The sequence below is a fragment of the Bradyrhizobium sp. CCBAU 45389 genome (assembly GCF_028128625.1).
GTDB lineage: Bacteria > Pseudomonadota > Alphaproteobacteria > Rhizobiales > Xanthobacteraceae > Bradyrhizobium > Bradyrhizobium liaoningense_B.
This window is the reverse complement of sequence record NZ_LBIY01000002.1, coordinates 139,692-154,719: the sequence shown is the minus strand read 5'-3', so window position 1 is coordinate 154,719 and position 15,028 is coordinate 139,692. Positions and strand designations below refer to the sequence as shown.

Here is a 15,028-nt window from a genome sequence, read left to right as displayed (position 1 = left end):
GCATGGCGTAGGCTTGTGATTTGTGCGGAGGGTAGCGGAACGTCACGCGGCGTTCACGCAAAAAACAGCGGACGTGATTGCATGCGTCACTTTTTCGGGGCTAATTTGAGGTTGAGCTGCCGGCGAAGCAGCGTCCGCCGTGGAGGAAATGAATGTCAGCGGAAAGACACAAGACCGGCACAGCCGGCGCAGCTACGGTCGATATTTCCGCACTCCGCGCGCGCTATCGCGACGAGCGCGACCGCCGTCTGCGCGCCGAGGGCAAGGCGCAGTATGTCGAGGTCACAGGCGAATTCGGCCGCTATCTCGACGATCCCTGGGCCGATCCCGGCCTTGCGCGCGAGCCCGTCAGCGAGCAGACCGAGGTGTTGATTGTCGGCGGCGGCTTTGGCGGGCTGCTCTGCGGCGCGCGCCTGCGCGAAGCGGGCATCGCGGATTTTCGTATCGTGGAAAAGGCCGCGGATTTCGGCGGTACCTGGTACTGGAATCGTTACCCTGGAGCGGCCTGCGATACCGAGAGCTACATCTATCTGCCGCTGCTGGAAGAGACCGGCTACATGCCGGTGCGCAAATATGCGCGGGCGCCGGAGATCTACGAGCACTCGCGCCGCATCGGCCGTCACTTCTCGCTCTATGAGCGCGCGCTGTTTCAGACCGTCATCTCGCGGATGACCTGGCAGGAGCAGGAGGCACGCTGGCTGGTCGAGACCGATCGCGGCGACCAGATCCGCGCGCGCTTCGTCATCCTCGCCGGCGGTCCGCTGAGCCGTCCGAAGCTGCCGGGCATTCCCGGCATTGAAACTTTCAAGGGCCACAGCTTCCACACCAGCCGCTGGGATTATGCGTACACCGGCGGCAGTGCGGAGGGTGATCTCACCGGTCTTGCCGACAAGCGCGTCGGCATCATCGGCACCGGCGCCACCGCCGTGCAATGCGTGCCGCATCTCGGCCGCTCCGCGAAAGAGCTCTATGTCTTCCAGCGCACGCCCTCGGCGATCGGCGTGCGCGACGACCGGCCGACGGATCAAGCCTGGGTGCAGGAGCTCAAGCCCGGCTGGCAGCGCGAGCGCATGGACAATTTCACCGCCGTGATCTCCGGTGAGCCGTTCGAGCGGGATCTGGTGCAGGACGGCTGGACTGGCCTCCTCGGCGAGATCCTGCTGGCGCCGCGCCGGCAACCGCAGCCGGTGAGCTCGATGGAGGAGACGCTGAAAGTCATTGAGCAGGCCGACTATCGCAAGATGGAGGAGATCCGCGCCCGCGTCGACGCCGTCGTAAAAGATGAAGCAGCCGCGGCGGCGCTCAAGCCCTGGTACAAGGCGTTCTGCAAGCGGCCGTGCTTCCACGACGAATATCTCGACACTTTTAATCAACCCAACGTGCACCTAGTCGACACCAAGGGGCAGGGCGTCGAACGCATCACGGAGAATGCGGTTGTGGTCGACGGCAAGGCCTATGAGCTCGACTGCCTGATCTATGCCAGCGGTTTCGAGGTCGGCACCGATTATGCGCAGCGCATGGGCTTTGAGGTCTACGGCCGCGACGGCATGAGCCTGTCCGAGCGCTGGCGCGACGGCGTCAAGACCATGCACGGCTTCTACAGCCGCGGCTTTCCGAACTGCTTCCTGATCGTCACGGTGCAGGCCGGCCAGAGCGCCAACTTTCCGCACATCATCGACGAGCAGTCTCAGCACATCGCCTATGTCATCGATCAGGCGCGCAAGCGCGGCGCCAGGACGCTGGAGCCGACGTCAGCTGCCGAGAACGCCTGGGTCGATGAGGTGGTCAAGGCCGCGATCGGCCGTCAGACCTATCTCGCCGAATGCACGCCCGGCTATTACAACAATGAAGGCGTGTTTGATCCGATCGCGGCAAGAAACAGCCAATATTGGCGCGGCCCGGTGGCGTTCCTGCGGCTGCTGGCCAAGTGGCGCAAGGAGGGTAATCTGGACGGACTGGAATTGACTTGCGGGACCGCCGCGGAGGCCCGGGCTTGAGCGACATGATCCCGGCGCCGACGGGCGCCACGCGGCTCTGCGTCATCGTCGGCGATCCCATCGCGCAGGTGCGCTCGCCGGCGGGCGTGTCGGCCGCCTTTGCCGCGCGCGGGCACGACGGCATCCTCGTGCCTGTCCAGGTCGCGCCGGAGGACTTGCCGGATTTCCTTTCGGTGGCAACGCGGCTGAGGAACCTCGACGGGATTGTCGTGACCATCCCGCACAAATTCGCCTGCTACCAGACTTGCACGAGCGCGACGGCGCGCGCGCATTTCCTGCGGACCGTCAACTTGATGCGCCGGCGTCCCGACGGCGCATGGCATGGCGACATGGTGGACGGTCTCGGCTTCGTCGGCGCGGCGCGGGCGAAGGGGATCGATCCGAAGGGCATGCGGGCCCTACTTGTCGGAGCGGGCGGTGCGGGATCGGCGATTGCACTCGAGCTGGTCGAGGCCGGCGTTCGCGAGCTTGCGATCCACGACAGCCTGGCCGAGCGGCGCGATGCGCTGGTCGGCCAGCTCAACAGGCTGGGCAAAGCGTCGGTGCGGATCGGCTCGGCGGATCCGGCCGGCTTCGACTTCGTCGCCAATGCCACCCCCGCCGGAATGAAGGATGGCGACCCGCTGCCGGTCGATGTCGCGCGGCTGGCGCCATCGACCTATTGCGGCTGCGTCATCACCAAGCCCGACGTTTCACCGTTCATCGCAGCCGCCCGCAGGATCGGTTGCGTGACCGGGACCGGCACGGACATGTACCGGCAGCATCAGAGCATCATGGTGGATTTTCTGCTGGGAGCGGAGGGAACGTAAGGCGCGTGTCAAGGGCTTTGCTTGGATTGATTGTATCCGGCGGGACTTGAGCGATTGCAACGGACGTAGGATCATGCGCTCGCGCGAGCCGGTCGCGCACCAGCAAGAGGAACGCGCAATGATCAGGGGCAGGACAGTCGCAACGGCGGTGCTTGGCGCGACCGCGCTGCTGCTCTCCCTGCCCATGGCCGAGGCTGCCACTTGCGGCAACGGGCCCGCCGGCTTCGAGGCCTGGAAGCGCGAGTTCAGCGCTGAGGCGCAAGGAAAGGGCATCGGTCCCACCGCGCTCTCGGCGCTGATGCAAACCAATTACGCCAGTGCCACCATCGCGGCAGACCGTGGCCAGCGCAGCTTCTCGCTGTCGCTCGACCAGTTCCTCGCCAAGCGCGGCGCGACGACGATCGTCGCCAAGGGCCGGCAGCTCAAGCAGTCGCAGGCCGCCTTGTTCGCCTCGATCCAGCAGCGTTACGGTGTCCCGCCCGGGCCGCTGATCGCGATCTGGGGCATGGAGACCGGCTTCGGCAGCCAGCGCGGTAACCAGAACATGCTCTCCTCGATCGCGACGCTCGCCTATGATTGCCGCCGTCCCGAATTCTTCACCGACCAGCTCTATGCCGCGCTGAAGCTGATCGACCGCGGCACCCTGTCGGGATCGACCCGCGGCTCCATGCACGGCGAGGTCGGCCAGACCCAGTTCATGCCCAAGAACATCCTGGCCTATGGCACCGGCAATCTCGAGGTCGCCGCCAATGCGTTGAACTCGACTGCGAATTTCCTGAAGGCCCATGGCTGGCGTGCGGGAGCCGGTTACCAGCCGGGAGAACCGAATTTCGCCGCCATCGAGGCATGGAATGCTGCCGGCGTCTATCAGAAGGCGATCGCACTGATGGGCCGGCAGATCGACGAGGGAGGAGGGGCGGCGGCCTCGCGCTGAGAAGTCACGCGAACCGGCGTCCACTTCGCTCGAAAACGCTCTTGCTCAGCAAGGCGTGATACACTGGTGCGAGAAAGTTGTTGCTATCGGGAACCGACGGCACGAGGTTTGCTTTGATCCGTTTCAGGGCTGGGCATGAGGAGACTCAACTATGGCAACCCAGATCGTGATGGACCAGACTGGCGACACCCGCCACGAGTTTGATCCTGGCAATGCCGAAGCGCTGGCGCGAGCCGAACAGCGCTTTCGGGAGTTGACCGGAGCCGGCTTCACCGCCGCCTACCGAACCGGACCCGGCGAAGTCACCCGTATCAAGTCGTTCGATCCGACCGCGCAGGAAACGCTGTTCTATCCCCGCTTGGTCGGCGGCTGATCTGAGCTGCTCATGTTCGCGGCATTGTGGTTCCGCGCGCCCGCGCGTGCCCGCTTGCACGCGCTGCGCGAACTCTACCGGCGCTTCTTCGGCGAGAACACGCCGGATGCGCGGGGCCGCCGGCTTCTGGCCGAATGGCTGACGCCGGAGCAGCGGGCGCAGTTCGAGCAGCACCGGTATTTCGACGTCATCGGCTGCGATAGCGGCAAGAAGTATCGCATTCACTACGGTACGGCCGCCAATGTCCACGAAGTCGACGATGCCGGTCACGCGACAATGGGGTGGTGCTTCGTCCCCTCGGGCTTCCTCGTGCCGGGCGACGTGATGCTGGCGCAGAAGATCGCGCTCGAGACGGATGAAAAGGCCGCGCTCGCGCTCGCCAACCGGTTTCCGCCGGCAACGCATTCGGAGCACTTTTACCGGCGGCCGTTCTAGAGCATGATCCGGACCCGAAGGGCCGCGTTAGCGCAAAGTGTGCAGCGGTTTTCCGAAAAGATCATGCTCAAGCGAAGAGCAAGCGCTCAGTAATGCGTGGTGCGATAGGCATCCAGCGCATGCGCCGCAAAGATGCCGATGCTGCAGAGGGCGAGGAGGCCGGAGATCAGTTCAATCATAGCTCGTCCTCCCGTGGCGACTGCGCGACGAGGTTCTGGCAGCAGGCATAGTCGTAGATCAGGTCGAGGAGGAATTGCATGGTAGCCGTCCCTGTATTTATTTTGACAACGACTTAACCGGCGATCCGTTTCAGGCGTGTTTCGTCGCATCGGGAAAGAGGTTTCGCGGGGGAACCCGGGGCTGGCTTGAGCACGGCGGACCCGTTACATCGCAATTTCGCTAAATCCTTCTGGCCGCGCATTCCCGGCAGCGGCGGACCAAATTGCGAGGCAAAATCATGGCGCAGGTCGAGTGGTTCGACGATCTCACCATTGGAATGCGGTTCAAGTCGCCCGAGGTGGTGGTCACCGAAGCCGACATCAAGCGCTTCGCCGCCGAGTACGATCCGCAGCCGATGCACCTCGACCATGAGGCGGCGAAGGAGACCCTGTTCAAGGGGCTGGCTGCCTCGGGATGGCACACCGCGGCGATCGCCATGAACCTCGCGATCCAGGCCCGCCCGTTCGGCCCGCATCCGCTGATCGGCGCCGGTGTCGACGGGCTGCGCTGGACCATGCCGGTGCGGCCCAACGACCGCCTGCACCTGGTCGGTGAGGTGATGAGCCTCACGCCTTCGAAGTCGAAGCCGCAGGGCATCGCGCTGGTGAAATGGACGATGTTCAACCAGAACGGCGAGGAGGTTTACACCTTCACCCCGATCGCAATCGTGCCGCGACGGGGGTAGAGCGGCCGCTGGCCGCTTGCTTCGCCCGCTACCCGAGACCCTTGCGGGTCGCCGGAAGAGATGGTCATCTCGGCGTGGGGAACGCGCTGGAGGCTGACATGAATCGATCTGTTCTCGCCGCCGGAATTCTCGCGGGCATCTTGAGCGCAGCTGCCTCGAGCTCGAGGCCCGTGTTCGCGCAGCAATCCAAGGTCGGCGACTGGACCATCGAGAAGCGTTCCCAGGATACGCATTGCAATGCGAGCCGCGGCTACAAGGACAAGGACGACGAGAACCGCGACTACGTCATCGTCATCACCTATTCCGACAAGGCGATCGTGATCGTGATGATCTATGACGGCTGGGAATGGGACAAGGTCGGCGAGATCCTCCGGGCCGATGTCGGCACCGATGACGCCGACATCATGAAGAAGGCGAAGTGGGAGGTCATGGACAAGACCACCGTGCGCGGCATCTTCGAATACGATCAGTCGATCATGGACCGGCTCTCGAAGGCCAAGCGCCTCACGCTCGATTTCGAGGATGATGACGAGGACAGCATCGAGATGCAGATCCCGCGCGCCGGCGAGGCGCTCGCCGCGCTGAAGTTCTGCGAGGAGAACCGGAAGTAGATTGTCGGCGCCGGCCGCGAAGCCGGTTCGGTATTCGGCGTGATCGCCTTTCCCCGCGTCAACGAGACGGTCTTTCGCAAGACCGTGCTCGTTCTGTTGCTGATCTCGGGGATTTCCCTGATCTAGTGCCCCTGATCTAGTGCCCTTGGACTTCGTGAAGCCCCTGGACCGGCGCCGCGCTGGTGTCACTGCTGTGATGCACCAGCGGCTTGTTGCCGGTGATGGTTCTGAGCAGCACATAGAACACCGGCGTCAGAAACAGGCCGAACACGGTGACGCCGATCATGCCGGAGAACACGGCAACGCCCATCGCACGTCGCATCTCCGAGCCGGCGCCGGTGGAGAGCACCAGCGGCAGCACGCCCATGATGAACGCCATCGACGTCATCAGGATTGGGCGCAACCGCAGCCGGCTCGCCTCGATCGCGGCGCGGATCGGCGTGCGGCCCGCGAATTCGAGCTCGCGCGCGAATTCGACGATCAGGATCGCGTTCTTGGCGGAGAGTCCCACGAGCACGATCAAGCCGATCTGGGTGAAAACGTTGTTGTCGCCCTTGGAGATCCAGACGCCGAACATCGCGGCGAGCAGGCCCATCGGCACGATCATGATGATCGACAGCGGCAGGGTCAGGCTCTCATAGAGCGCGGCCAGCACCAGGAACACCAAGAGGATCGCCAGCGGGAACACCCAGATGCCGGAATTGCCGGCGATGAACTCCTGATAGGTCAGGTCGGTCCATTCGAAGGCAAAGCCCGGCGGCAACGTCTCCGCCGCGATCCGCGTTGCCGCCTCCTGGGCCTGGCCTGACGAGAAGCCGGGCGCGGCGGCCGCGTTGATGTCGGACGACAGGAATCCGTTGTAGCGGATCGCACGCTCCGGCCCCGCGCTCTGGCGGATCTTGAGCAGCGCCGACAGCGGCACCATGTCGCCGGACGACGAGCGCACCTTCAACTGCCTGATGTCGTCGGCACGGGCGCGGAACGGCGCGTCGGCCTGGACATAGACGGAGTAGGTGCGGCCAAACTTGTTGAAGTCGTTGACGTAGTAGGACCCGAGGTAGATCTGCAGCGTGTTGAACACTTCCGTCACGGGCACGCCAAGCTGCAGCGCCTTGGTGCGGTCGATGTCGGCGAATAGCTGCGGCACGTTGACCTGGAAGCTCGAGAACACGCCGGCGATCTCCGGTGCCTTCTGCATCGCCGCCATGAATGCCTTGGTCGCCTCGTTCAGTGCTTCATAGCCGAGGCCGGCGCGATCCTCGATCTGCAGCTTGAAGCCGCCGATGGTGCCGAGGCCGTTGACCGGCGGCGGCGGGAACATGGCGATGAAGGCTTCCTGGATGCCCGCATACTTCTTGTTCAGCTCGGCCGCGATGGCGGGACCGCTGAGCGAGGGATCCTTGCGCTCGTCGAACGGTTTCAGCGTCGAGAACACGATGCCGGCGTTGGAGGAGTTGGTGAAACCGGAGATCGACAGACCCGGGAAGGCGACCGAGCTCTCGACGCCGGGCTGGGTCAGCGCGATGTCGCTCATCTTGCGGATCACCTCTTCGGTGCGGTCGAGCGTGGCGCCGTCGGGCAGGCGGGAGAAGCCGACCAGATATTGCTTGTCCTGGCCCGGCACGAATCCACCAGGCACCTGCTGGAACAGGAAGGCGGTGAGGCCGACGAGGACGACGTAGAGCCCCATCACCGCAGCCTTGCCCGAGATCACCTTGGTGACGGTGCCGCTGTAACTCCCCGAGGAGTAGGTGAACGCCCGATTGAAGCGGCGGAAGAACCAGCCAAGGCTCTTCTCCATGACGATCGTGAGCTTGTCCTTCGGTTCGTTGTGCCCCTTGAGCAGCAGCGCCGACAGCGCCGGCGACAGCGTCAGCGAGTTGACCGCGGAGATCACCGTCGAGATCGCGATCGTCAGCGCGAACTGCTTGTAGAACTGCCCGGTCAGGCCGGAGATGAAGGCGAGCGGCACGAACACCGCGATCAGCACCATCGCGATCGCGATGATCGGTCCCGACACTTCGCGCATGGCCTGATAGGTGGCATCGCGCGGCGATAGTCCGCCCTCGATGTTGCGCTCGACGTTCTCGACCACGACGATGGCGTCGTCGACGACGATGCCGATCGCGAGCACCAGGCCGAACAGGCTGAGCGCGTTGATGGAGAAGCCGAACACGTGCATCACCGCAAACGTGCCGACGATCGAGACCGGCACGGCCAGCAGCGGAATGATCGAGGCCCGCCAGGTCTGCAGGAACAGGATCACCACCAGCACCACCAGCGCGATCGCTTCCAGCAGGGTGTGGATGACCGCCTCGATCGAGGAGCGCACGAACTGGGTGGGATCGTAGACGATCTGGTAGGACACGCCCTCCGGCATGTTCTTCTTGATCTCGGCCATGGTGGCGCGGACGTGGTCGGAAATCTGCAGCGCGTTGGAGCCGGGCGCCTGGAAGATCGGGATCGCCACCGCCTGCTTGTTGTCGAGCAGCGAGCGCAGGCCGTATTCGGACGCCCCCAGTTCGATGCGCGCGACGTCGCGCAGGCGAACGACCTCGCCGCGCGTGCCGGTCTTGACCACGATGTCGCCGAATTGCTCCTCGTTGGCGAGACGGCCTTCGGCGTTGACGGAGAGCTGGAGATCGATGCCTTTGACGTTCGGGGAGGAGCCGACCACGCCGGCGGCGGCCTCGACGTTCTGCGCCTGGATCGCCTTGACGATGTCGCTGGCCGTGAGCCCGTGCTCGGCCGCCTTCTGCGGATCGACCCAGACCCGCATCGAATAGTCGCCGGCGCCATAGAGCTGGACGTCGCCGACGCCGTCGATCCGCGCCAGGCGATCCTTGACGTTGAGCACCGCGTAGTTGCGCAAATACGTCATGTCGTAGCGGCCGTTCGGCGACAAGAGATGCACGACCATGGTGAGGTCGGGCGAGGACTTCTTGGTGATGATACCGAGCTGGCGCACCACGGCCGGCAGGCGCGGCTCGGCCTGCTGCACGCGGTTCTGCACCAGCTGCGTCGCCTTGTCGGGGTCGGTGCCGAGGCGGAACGTCACCGTCAGCGTCATGGCGCCGTCGGTGGTCGCCTGACTCGACATGTAGAGCATGCCTTCGACGCCGTTGATCTGCTCCTCGATGGGAGTAGCCACCGTCTCCGCGATCACCTTCGGATTGGCGCCGGGATAGGTTGCGCGCACCAGCACCGAAGGGGGCACGACGTCGGGATATTCCGAGATCGGCATCGCGAACAGCGAGATCAAGCCGGCGAGGAAGATCAGGACCGACAGCACGCCGGCGAAAATCGGACGATCGATAAAGAACTTTGAGAGATTCATGGCTTTGCCCCTGCGCGAGAGACAGCTCTCCCGTTATTCCGGAAGGCGGCTGAGCCCGCGCCCGGAATCGAGAAGTGTTGTCTTGGTCGGTCTATGACGTCGTCCTTCCGGGCTCGCCTGATGCGCGGCCCGGAAGGACGTAACTAACGTTGCACTACGTCCTGATTGCTGTGGTTCGACGCCTGCTGCGGCCCGCGCGCACCCATTGCCGCGATCTCCGTCTTGAGGAGGGCGCCGGGACGCACGCGCTGCAGGCCGTTGACGACGATGCGGTCGCCGGGCTTCAAGCCCGTGGTGACGATGCGAAGACCATCGACCGCGCCGCCGAGCGTGATCGGCCGGTACACCGCGCGGCTGTCGTCGCCGACCGCCATCACGAACTTCTTGTCCTGGTCGGTGCCGATCGCACGCTCGTCGATCATCACCAAGGTCTGCTGCTTCGGCTGGCCCATGCGCACGCGGGCGAACTGGCCGGGAATGAGACGCCCGTCCTCGTTCTTGAATACCGCGCGGACGCGGATCGTGCCGCTCTGGCCGTTGACCTGGTTGTCGATGAGCTGGATGTGGCCTTTCGCCGAGAGGCCGCCCGACGTCGCCATTTCCACCGGGATCTGGTCGAGCTTGCCGCGCTGGCCGGTGCTATCTGCGATCGAGTTCAGTGCGCGCAGCACGACCTCTTCATCCGCATCGAAGGACGCGTAGATCGGATTGACCGAGACCAGCGAGGTCAGCACCGGGGAGGCGGTGCCGGCGGCGACGAGATTGCCGACGGTGACCTCGATCTTGCCGACGCGGCCGTCCACCGGTGCGCGCACCTCGGTGTAGTCGAGATTGAGCTTTGCGGTCTGGAGCGTCGCTTCGGCCGCCTTGACGTTGGCGATCGCTTCGCGATTGGCGTTGTCGCGCTGGTCATAGTCACGCCGGGTGACCACGGCGTTGCCGACGAGCTGCGCACCGCGCTCGAGCTCGCTCTGGGTGAACACGACGCGCGCTTTCGCAGCCTCGAGCTGGGCGGCGGCCTTGTCGACCTCGGCTGCATAAGGCGCCGGGTCGATCTTGAACAGCACATCGCCGGCCTTCACCAGCGCGCCTTCGGTGAAGTTGGTGGAGAGGATCGCACCGGCAACGCGCGGGCGCAGCTCGACGCGTTGGATCGCCTCGAGCCGGCCGGAGAAATCATCCCACAGCACGGTCTGCTTGGGTTCGATCAGTGCGACCGTGACGGGGACGGCTTGTTCAGCAGCGGCCGCCGTTGCGGTTGCCTGCGCGGCACGGAAGTAGTGGCCGGTCGCGATCGAGCCGGCTACGGCGAGGGCGCCCACGATGGCGACGCCGCCGAGAAGGCGGCGGATACGGCCGGCGCGGGAGGTATTTTGGGAGGGGGGCATTTGCGCGCTCCAGATATGTAGTGTTCACTACAGATGTGGAGCTGGATATCGCAGCGCAAGATACTTATGTACCGTTCGCTAAGAAAATTGTAGCCGCTTACCGCAAGAATGGGAAGGCGAAAGAGAAAATAAAGCGAGAACAATTAGATAGCATCGAGCGTTGATTGGGGCGAAGCGCCGATTGTGAGGAGACTGAAGACATGGGCATGGGACGCCCCCGCGAATTCGATGCCGATGTGGCGTTGGACCAGGCGATGGAAGTGTTTTGGCGCCATGGCTATGAGGGCGCCACGATTGCTCAGCTCACCGAGGCCATGGGCATCAACCCGCCGAGCCTCTATGCCTGCTTCGGCAACAAGGAAGGCCTGCTGAAGGCCGCGCTCGATCGTTACACCAAGCTGCGCGGCGCCTGGATGGACGAGGTGGTTGCTGCCCCAACCGCCCGCGAGGTCGCCGAGCGGATGCTGATGGGCATCGCCGACAAGCAGACCGATCCCGCCAATCCGCCCGGCTGCCTGCTCGTGCAGGGCGGCATCGCCTGCGGCACCGGCTCCGAGAACGTCCCCTTCGAGCTCGCCGCCCGGAGAGCCCAGAACGAGGACCAGCTCCGCGATCGTTTCATTCGGGCCAAGGCCGAAGGCGATCTCAAGCCGACGTCGGATCCCGCCGCGCTCGCGCGCTATGTCTCTGCGGTGTCCGTCGGCATGGGCGTGATGGCGTCGTCAGGCGCGGACCGCGAAGCGCTGCGACAGGTGGCTGATGTCGCCGTGCAGGCGGTCGAGGCGCAGTCGGGCTGAATTGAAAAGCGATATCAGCGTCGTGGCGCGATCACTTCGCGCCGCCTATGAGCTTCATGATGCTTTCGACGAACTGATCGTCGTCAAGCATCTCGGCTCCACCGATCTCGATCGCGTCCTGAAGCTCGACGCGGCTGTGCAGCCAGAATTGCACGAGGGCGCCGGCGGCACAAAACACGAGGCCGGTAGGCAAATCGCGGCGCAAGAGATCGGCCTGCTGCGCTCTCATGAATAGCGGGACCGCTTTTTCGCTCAGCCGGCGAGAGCGCGATTTGCGCTCGTCGCTCGGACCGTCGAGCTGGCGCCAAAGGTTGATCCGGAACGCTTCCGGATGCTCGCGCCAATACCGCAGGTAAGTTCTGAGCGCGGTTGGAATTGACTGTGCATCGAGCGGCTCAGGGGAGATCGCGTCGCCCACATAGGCGAGAAACTCGCCGGAGGCCTGTTCGCCGACGATATTCCAGAGCTCTTCCTTGCTTTGAAAATGGTGGTGCAGCAGCCCCTGGGACACCTTCGCGCGCTCCGCGATGTCGCGCATCCGCGTGCCGTGAAACCCCGACTTCGCAAACTCCGTGCGCGCTGCGGCGAGGATCGCCTCACGGCCGGCGACAGGGGAGTTGGGGGACCGGCGTGGGCTCATCTGCTACCTTCTAACTATTCTAAATCGCTTACGAATTTTATCTTGACTGGTCAAGCAGCCAGTGTTGACTGGTCAACCAGTCAGTATTTGGAATTGCGTGGGACTGGGGAATATGTGGTTGGGGTTGGGAAGCGGTGGTCAGCTCGGATGCGTTTCGCGAGCTGCGATTATGGTGACGGCATTCGGATTGCCGCTGGACGGCGCCCTGGCGCAGCAGTCGGTCGAACTTCCGGCGGTGTCTGTTGACGCGCCGGCCAAGAAGAAGAGGAGCAGCAGTGCCCGGGTTGCGCCGCGTCCGCCGGCCCCGGTCGCAGCCACGGTGACAGCCCGCAAACGGCCGGAAATCGAAACCGAAGTGCCGGTCAGCGTGACGGCGGTGACCGGCGCGAAACTGGAGGACATCTGGAAGACCCGCTCCAACGCCGATCTTGCCCGGAGCGTGCCGAACTTCAATTTCGTCGATCTCGGCGGTCAGGCTTCGAACCTCGCCAACATCCGTGGCGTCGGATCGTTCTCGCCGGTCTCGCCGGACGACACCTCCGTCGTCTTCTATGTCGACGATGCCCCGCAGTCGGTCTACGGCATCGCGCCAAATCTTCTCGACACCGAGCGCGTGGAGGTGTTGCGAGGGCCGCAGGGCACGTTGTTCGGCCGCAATTCCCAAGGGGGCGCCGTCAACATCGTCTCGCGGCTGCCGACTTTCGACCGCGCGTTTTCGCTCACGGGCGAAGTCGGCACCAAGGGATATGCGCTTGGCGAGCTGATTGCGAATGCGCCCCTGATCTCGGACGTGCTCGCAGGCCGGATCGCCATGCGCTACGCAAATTTCAACGGCGACGTGCCCAACATCCTGCTCGGTGGCAACGATGCCGCGACGCAGATCGGGGCATTTCGCGGCAGCCTGCTCTACAAGCCGACGGACCGAACCACCGTCACCTTCAGCGCATCCTACAGCAAGGACGACGACACGATGCCGCGCTGGCTGCTGCGCGGGGCGCCGAACTTCCCCGTCAGCGCGGTGAACCCGCGCAATGAAGTCGACCGCGAAGGCCAGAATTACAATCTGAAGGTCAGACACGATTTCGGGCCGGTCATTTTCGATTCCGTGTCGAATTTTCAGCGGACCAATTCGTTCCAGCGATCCGATCTGACCGACTCGCTTGTCTTCGCCAAACTCACCGGCTTGCCCGCCGCCTTCTTCTCCACGCCCGGGGCGGATCTGGCCAAGGTCGGAATTGGCGAGAGCACATGGCTGCAGGAGCTGCGCTTGTCTGCGCCGCAGGGAAGCGCTGTCAGCTGGACCACAGGCCTCAACCTCTATCGAACCGAAGTCGAGCTCAACAGCGACACGCGATCGGTCACGCCTGCCTATGCGACCGCAACCGGAATTCGTGACAACAGCTTCGTCACAAACAGCTACGCCGGATTCGGAGAAGTGACGGTGCCGCTGGTAGGCGCGTTGAAAGGCGTCCTCGGGCTGCGCGCAACGCACGAAGACAAGACGGCGGCCTATCGTTATCTCGGTGTCGGCACGCCCGGCACGGTTCCGGGCTATGCCCAGGACCTCAAGCTGAGCGATGATTTTCTCACGGGGCGCACCGGCCTGAGCTACGACTGGGCGCCGGAGGTCATGACTTACGCCACAGTCGCCCGCGGTTACGTCACCGGCGGCTTTCCTGCAAACTCAGTCAACAATCCCCTGGGCAAGCCGGAAGTCCCGTTCGCCGCCTCGACGAGCTGGACATACGAGACCGGCTTCAAGTCCGAGCTCCTCGATCGCCGCCTGAAATTCACCGGCGCCGCCTTCTTCAACGACGTCAAGAACGGGCACCTGGTGGTCTTCGACGTGCCTTCGGCATCGTTCACGATCGCCGCGCTCGACTATCAATCCTGGGGCGGCGAGCTCGAAGCCAGCTGCGCGTGACCCCGAACCTCGATCTGTCCGGCGGCATCGGCCTCACCCATGCCGAACTCGTCAACGTTCCCGCAGGCAGCGCCGCCGGGGCGAAGAACGGCGGGCGCGTCCCGAACGTTGCGCCGGTCACTGCCAATGTCGGCTTTCAATACCAGGTGTCGGCCGCAGCGTTTCGCTTGAACGGCGATGTCTACGTCCGCGGAAATTATCAGTTCGTCGGAGCGCGCGCCGCCGATGTCGCCAACAGTTTCGATCTTGCGTCCTACGGCGTCGTCAACGGCCGGATGGGTTGGAAGGTGAGCAATTTCGAAGCCTATCTGTTCGCCAACAATTTGCTCGATGAGCGCTACGAGACGTTCGGCCAGAGCTTTGGGACGGTTCAGTCGGTCCGCGTCGGGCAGGGGCGGATCGTCGGCCTGGGCGCGACATCGCGGTTCTAGCGCTGCTTCCCGGAGGATTGAGATGAAGCCCGATGAATTCACGCTGCATGACGTGTCCCGCTTTCCGCTGGTCGTCTTGTTCGGGCGCGCGCTGCCGCGCGGTTACGGTCCGACCTGGGTCAAGGAGTTCGATGCCTTGTTGAGCCAGGGGCAAGCATTCGCCCTGGTGTTTCCAAACTCCGCCGAGGACGAGGATCACGAGGACCAGAAGCTGCGAGCCCTGTTCCTGAAGGCGAACAAGGCGCGATTGGCCGAGAGATGCGTGGGCATCTTCAGCGTGGAGCGGGACATGGCGACCCGCCGCGCCAAACGTGCGCAGGGCAAGGGGCTCGCTGCGGCATTGGGAATACGTTTTCGTATCGCAGCGACGCGCGAGGAGGCGGAACGTCTTGCGGCTCTCGCGCTCGCCGGACTGTCCGTGCCCGACGATGTCGAAGGCGATTGACGC

At 64.2% G+C, this 15,028-nt stretch carries 14 protein-coding genes; 11 read left to right on the top strand and 3 right to left on the bottom strand.

Annotated elements, in window-relative coordinates; translation table 11 throughout:
* The first annotated feature begins 152 nt into the window (after positions 1-152).
* From XH79_RS00745 to XH79_RS00715, 7 genes are all read left to right on the top strand, one after another.
* A complete protein-coding gene (locus XH79_RS00745; protein WP_271580281.1) occupies positions 153-1,997 on the top strand; it encodes a flavin-containing monooxygenase in 1,845 nt (614 codons plus the stop codon).
* Between the two features lie 5 nt (positions 1,998-2,002).
* Positions 2,003-2,806: a shikimate dehydrogenase family protein gene (locus XH79_RS00740; RefSeq protein ID WP_271580714.1), complete on the top strand. Its 804-nt coding sequence runs from the start codon at positions 2,003-2,005 to the stop codon at positions 2,804-2,806.
* Between the two features lie 118 nt (positions 2,807-2,924).
* Positions 2,925-3,740 carry a lytic murein transglycosylase gene (locus XH79_RS00735; protein ID WP_212339066.1) on the top strand — a complete coding sequence of 272 codons (816 nt, stop codon included), beginning with the start codon at positions 2,925-2,927 and terminating at the stop codon, positions 3,738-3,740.
* A 151-nt stretch (positions 3,741-3,891) separates the two neighbouring features.
* On the top strand, positions 3,892-4,113 hold the full coding sequence (locus XH79_RS00730) for a hypothetical protein (protein ID WP_211409289.1): 222 nt from the start codon (positions 3,892-3,894) through the stop codon (positions 4,111-4,113).
* Between the two features lie 12 nt (positions 4,114-4,125).
* Entirely contained in the window at positions 4,126-4,548 is a 423-nt protein-coding gene (locus tag XH79_RS00725; protein ID WP_212339068.1) for a hypothetical protein, read from the top strand.
* A gap of 457 nt (positions 4,549-5,005) precedes the next feature.
* A complete protein-coding gene (locus XH79_RS00720; RefSeq protein WP_271580280.1) occupies positions 5,006-5,452 on the top strand; it encodes a MaoC family dehydratase in 447 nt (148 codons plus the stop codon).
* 98 nt (positions 5,453-5,550) lie between these two features.
* Entirely contained in the window at positions 5,551-6,063 is a 513-nt protein-coding gene (locus tag XH79_RS00715; RefSeq protein WP_271580279.1) for a hypothetical protein, read from the top strand.
* Positions 6,064-6,199: 136 nt separating this feature from the next.
* Here XH79_RS00715 and XH79_RS00710 read toward each other — a convergent pair whose 3' ends face one another.
* Positions 6,200-9,400: an efflux RND transporter permease subunit gene (locus XH79_RS00710; protein WP_271580278.1), complete on the bottom strand. Its 3,201-nt coding sequence runs from the start codon at positions 9,398-9,400 to the stop codon at positions 6,200-6,202.
* A 143-nt stretch (positions 9,401-9,543) separates the two neighbouring features.
* Entirely contained in the window at positions 9,544-10,788 is a 1,245-nt protein-coding gene (locus XH79_RS00705) for an efflux RND transporter periplasmic adaptor subunit (RefSeq protein WP_271580277.1), read from the bottom strand.
* A gap of 200 nt (positions 10,789-10,988) precedes the next feature.
* Here XH79_RS00705 and XH79_RS00700 point away from each other — a divergent pair, with 200 nt between their 5' ends.
* A complete protein-coding gene (locus tag XH79_RS00700) occupies positions 10,989-11,585 on the top strand; it encodes a TetR/AcrR family transcriptional regulator (RefSeq protein ID WP_212339089.1) in 597 nt (198 codons plus the stop codon).
* Between the two features lie 31 nt (positions 11,586-11,616).
* Here the strand turns inward: XH79_RS00700 and XH79_RS00695 are convergent, their stop codons facing one another.
* A complete protein-coding gene (locus XH79_RS00695) occupies positions 11,617-12,225 on the bottom strand; it encodes a TetR/AcrR family transcriptional regulator (protein WP_212339091.1) in 609 nt (202 codons plus the stop codon).
* A gap of 169 nt (positions 12,226-12,394) precedes the next feature.
* Between XH79_RS00695 and XH79_RS00690 the strand changes: the two genes are divergently transcribed.
* From XH79_RS00690 to XH79_RS00680, 3 genes are read left to right on the top strand one after another with little or no spacing between them, the layout of a single operon-like run.
* Positions 12,395-14,149 (top strand): TonB-dependent receptor, encoded by a 1,755-nt coding sequence (locus tag XH79_RS00690; RefSeq protein ID WP_271580276.1) that lies wholly within the window; start codon positions 12,395-12,397, stop codon positions 14,147-14,149.
* A complete protein-coding gene (locus XH79_RS00685; protein WP_271580275.1) occupies positions 14,146-14,580 on the top strand; it encodes a TonB-dependent receptor domain-containing protein in 435 nt (144 codons plus the stop codon). Before XH79_RS00690 ends, XH79_RS00685 begins: the two co-directional genes overlap by 4 nt.
* 22 nt (positions 14,581-14,602) lie before the next feature.
* A complete protein-coding gene (locus XH79_RS00680; protein ID WP_212339096.1) occupies positions 14,603-15,025 on the top strand; it encodes a hypothetical protein in 423 nt (140 codons plus the stop codon).
* Positions 15,026-15,028: the final 3 nt, after the last annotated feature.

Excerpts from the sequence above, each read along its gene's own strand:
- XH79_RS00745 (WP_271580281.1), top strand. The coding sequence starts at position 153 with ATGTCAGCGGAAAGACACAAGACCGGCACAGCCGGCGCAGCTACGGTC.
- XH79_RS00740 (WP_271580714.1), top strand. The coding sequence starts at position 2,003 with ATGATCCCGGCGCCGACGGGCGCCACGCGGCTCTGCGTCATCGTCGGC.
- XH79_RS00735 (WP_212339066.1), top strand. The coding sequence starts at position 2,925 with ATGATCAGGGGCAGGACAGTCGCAACGGCGGTGCTTGGCGCGACCGCG.
- XH79_RS00730 (WP_211409289.1), top strand. The coding sequence starts at position 3,892 with ATGGCAACCCAGATCGTGATGGACCAGACTGGCGACACCCGCCACGAG.
- XH79_RS00725 (WP_212339068.1), top strand. The coding sequence starts at position 4,126 with ATGTTCGCGGCATTGTGGTTCCGCGCGCCCGCGCGTGCCCGCTTGCAC.
- XH79_RS00720 (WP_271580280.1), top strand. The coding sequence starts at position 5,006 with ATGGCGCAGGTCGAGTGGTTCGACGATCTCACCATTGGAATGCGGTTC.
- XH79_RS00715 (WP_271580279.1), top strand. The coding sequence starts at position 5,551 with ATGAATCGATCTGTTCTCGCCGCCGGAATTCTCGCGGGCATCTTGAGC.
- XH79_RS00710 (WP_271580278.1), bottom strand. The coding sequence starts at position 9,400 with ATGAATCTCTCAAAGTTCTTTATCGATCGTCCGATTTTCGCCGGCGTG.
- XH79_RS00705 (WP_271580277.1), bottom strand. The coding sequence starts at position 10,788 with ATGCCCCCCTCCCAAAATACCTCCCGCGCCGGCCGTATCCGCCGCCTT.
- XH79_RS00700 (WP_212339089.1), top strand. The coding sequence starts at position 10,989 with ATGGGCATGGGACGCCCCCGCGAATTCGATGCCGATGTGGCGTTGGAC.
- XH79_RS00695 (WP_212339091.1), bottom strand. The coding sequence starts at position 12,225 with ATGAGCCCACGCCGGTCCCCCAACTCCCCTGTCGCCGGCCGTGAGGCG.
- XH79_RS00690 (WP_271580276.1), top strand. The coding sequence starts at position 12,395 with ATGGTGACGGCATTCGGATTGCCGCTGGACGGCGCCCTGGCGCAGCAG.
- XH79_RS00680 (WP_212339096.1), top strand. The coding sequence starts at position 14,603 with ATGAAGCCCGATGAATTCACGCTGCATGACGTGTCCCGCTTTCCGCTG.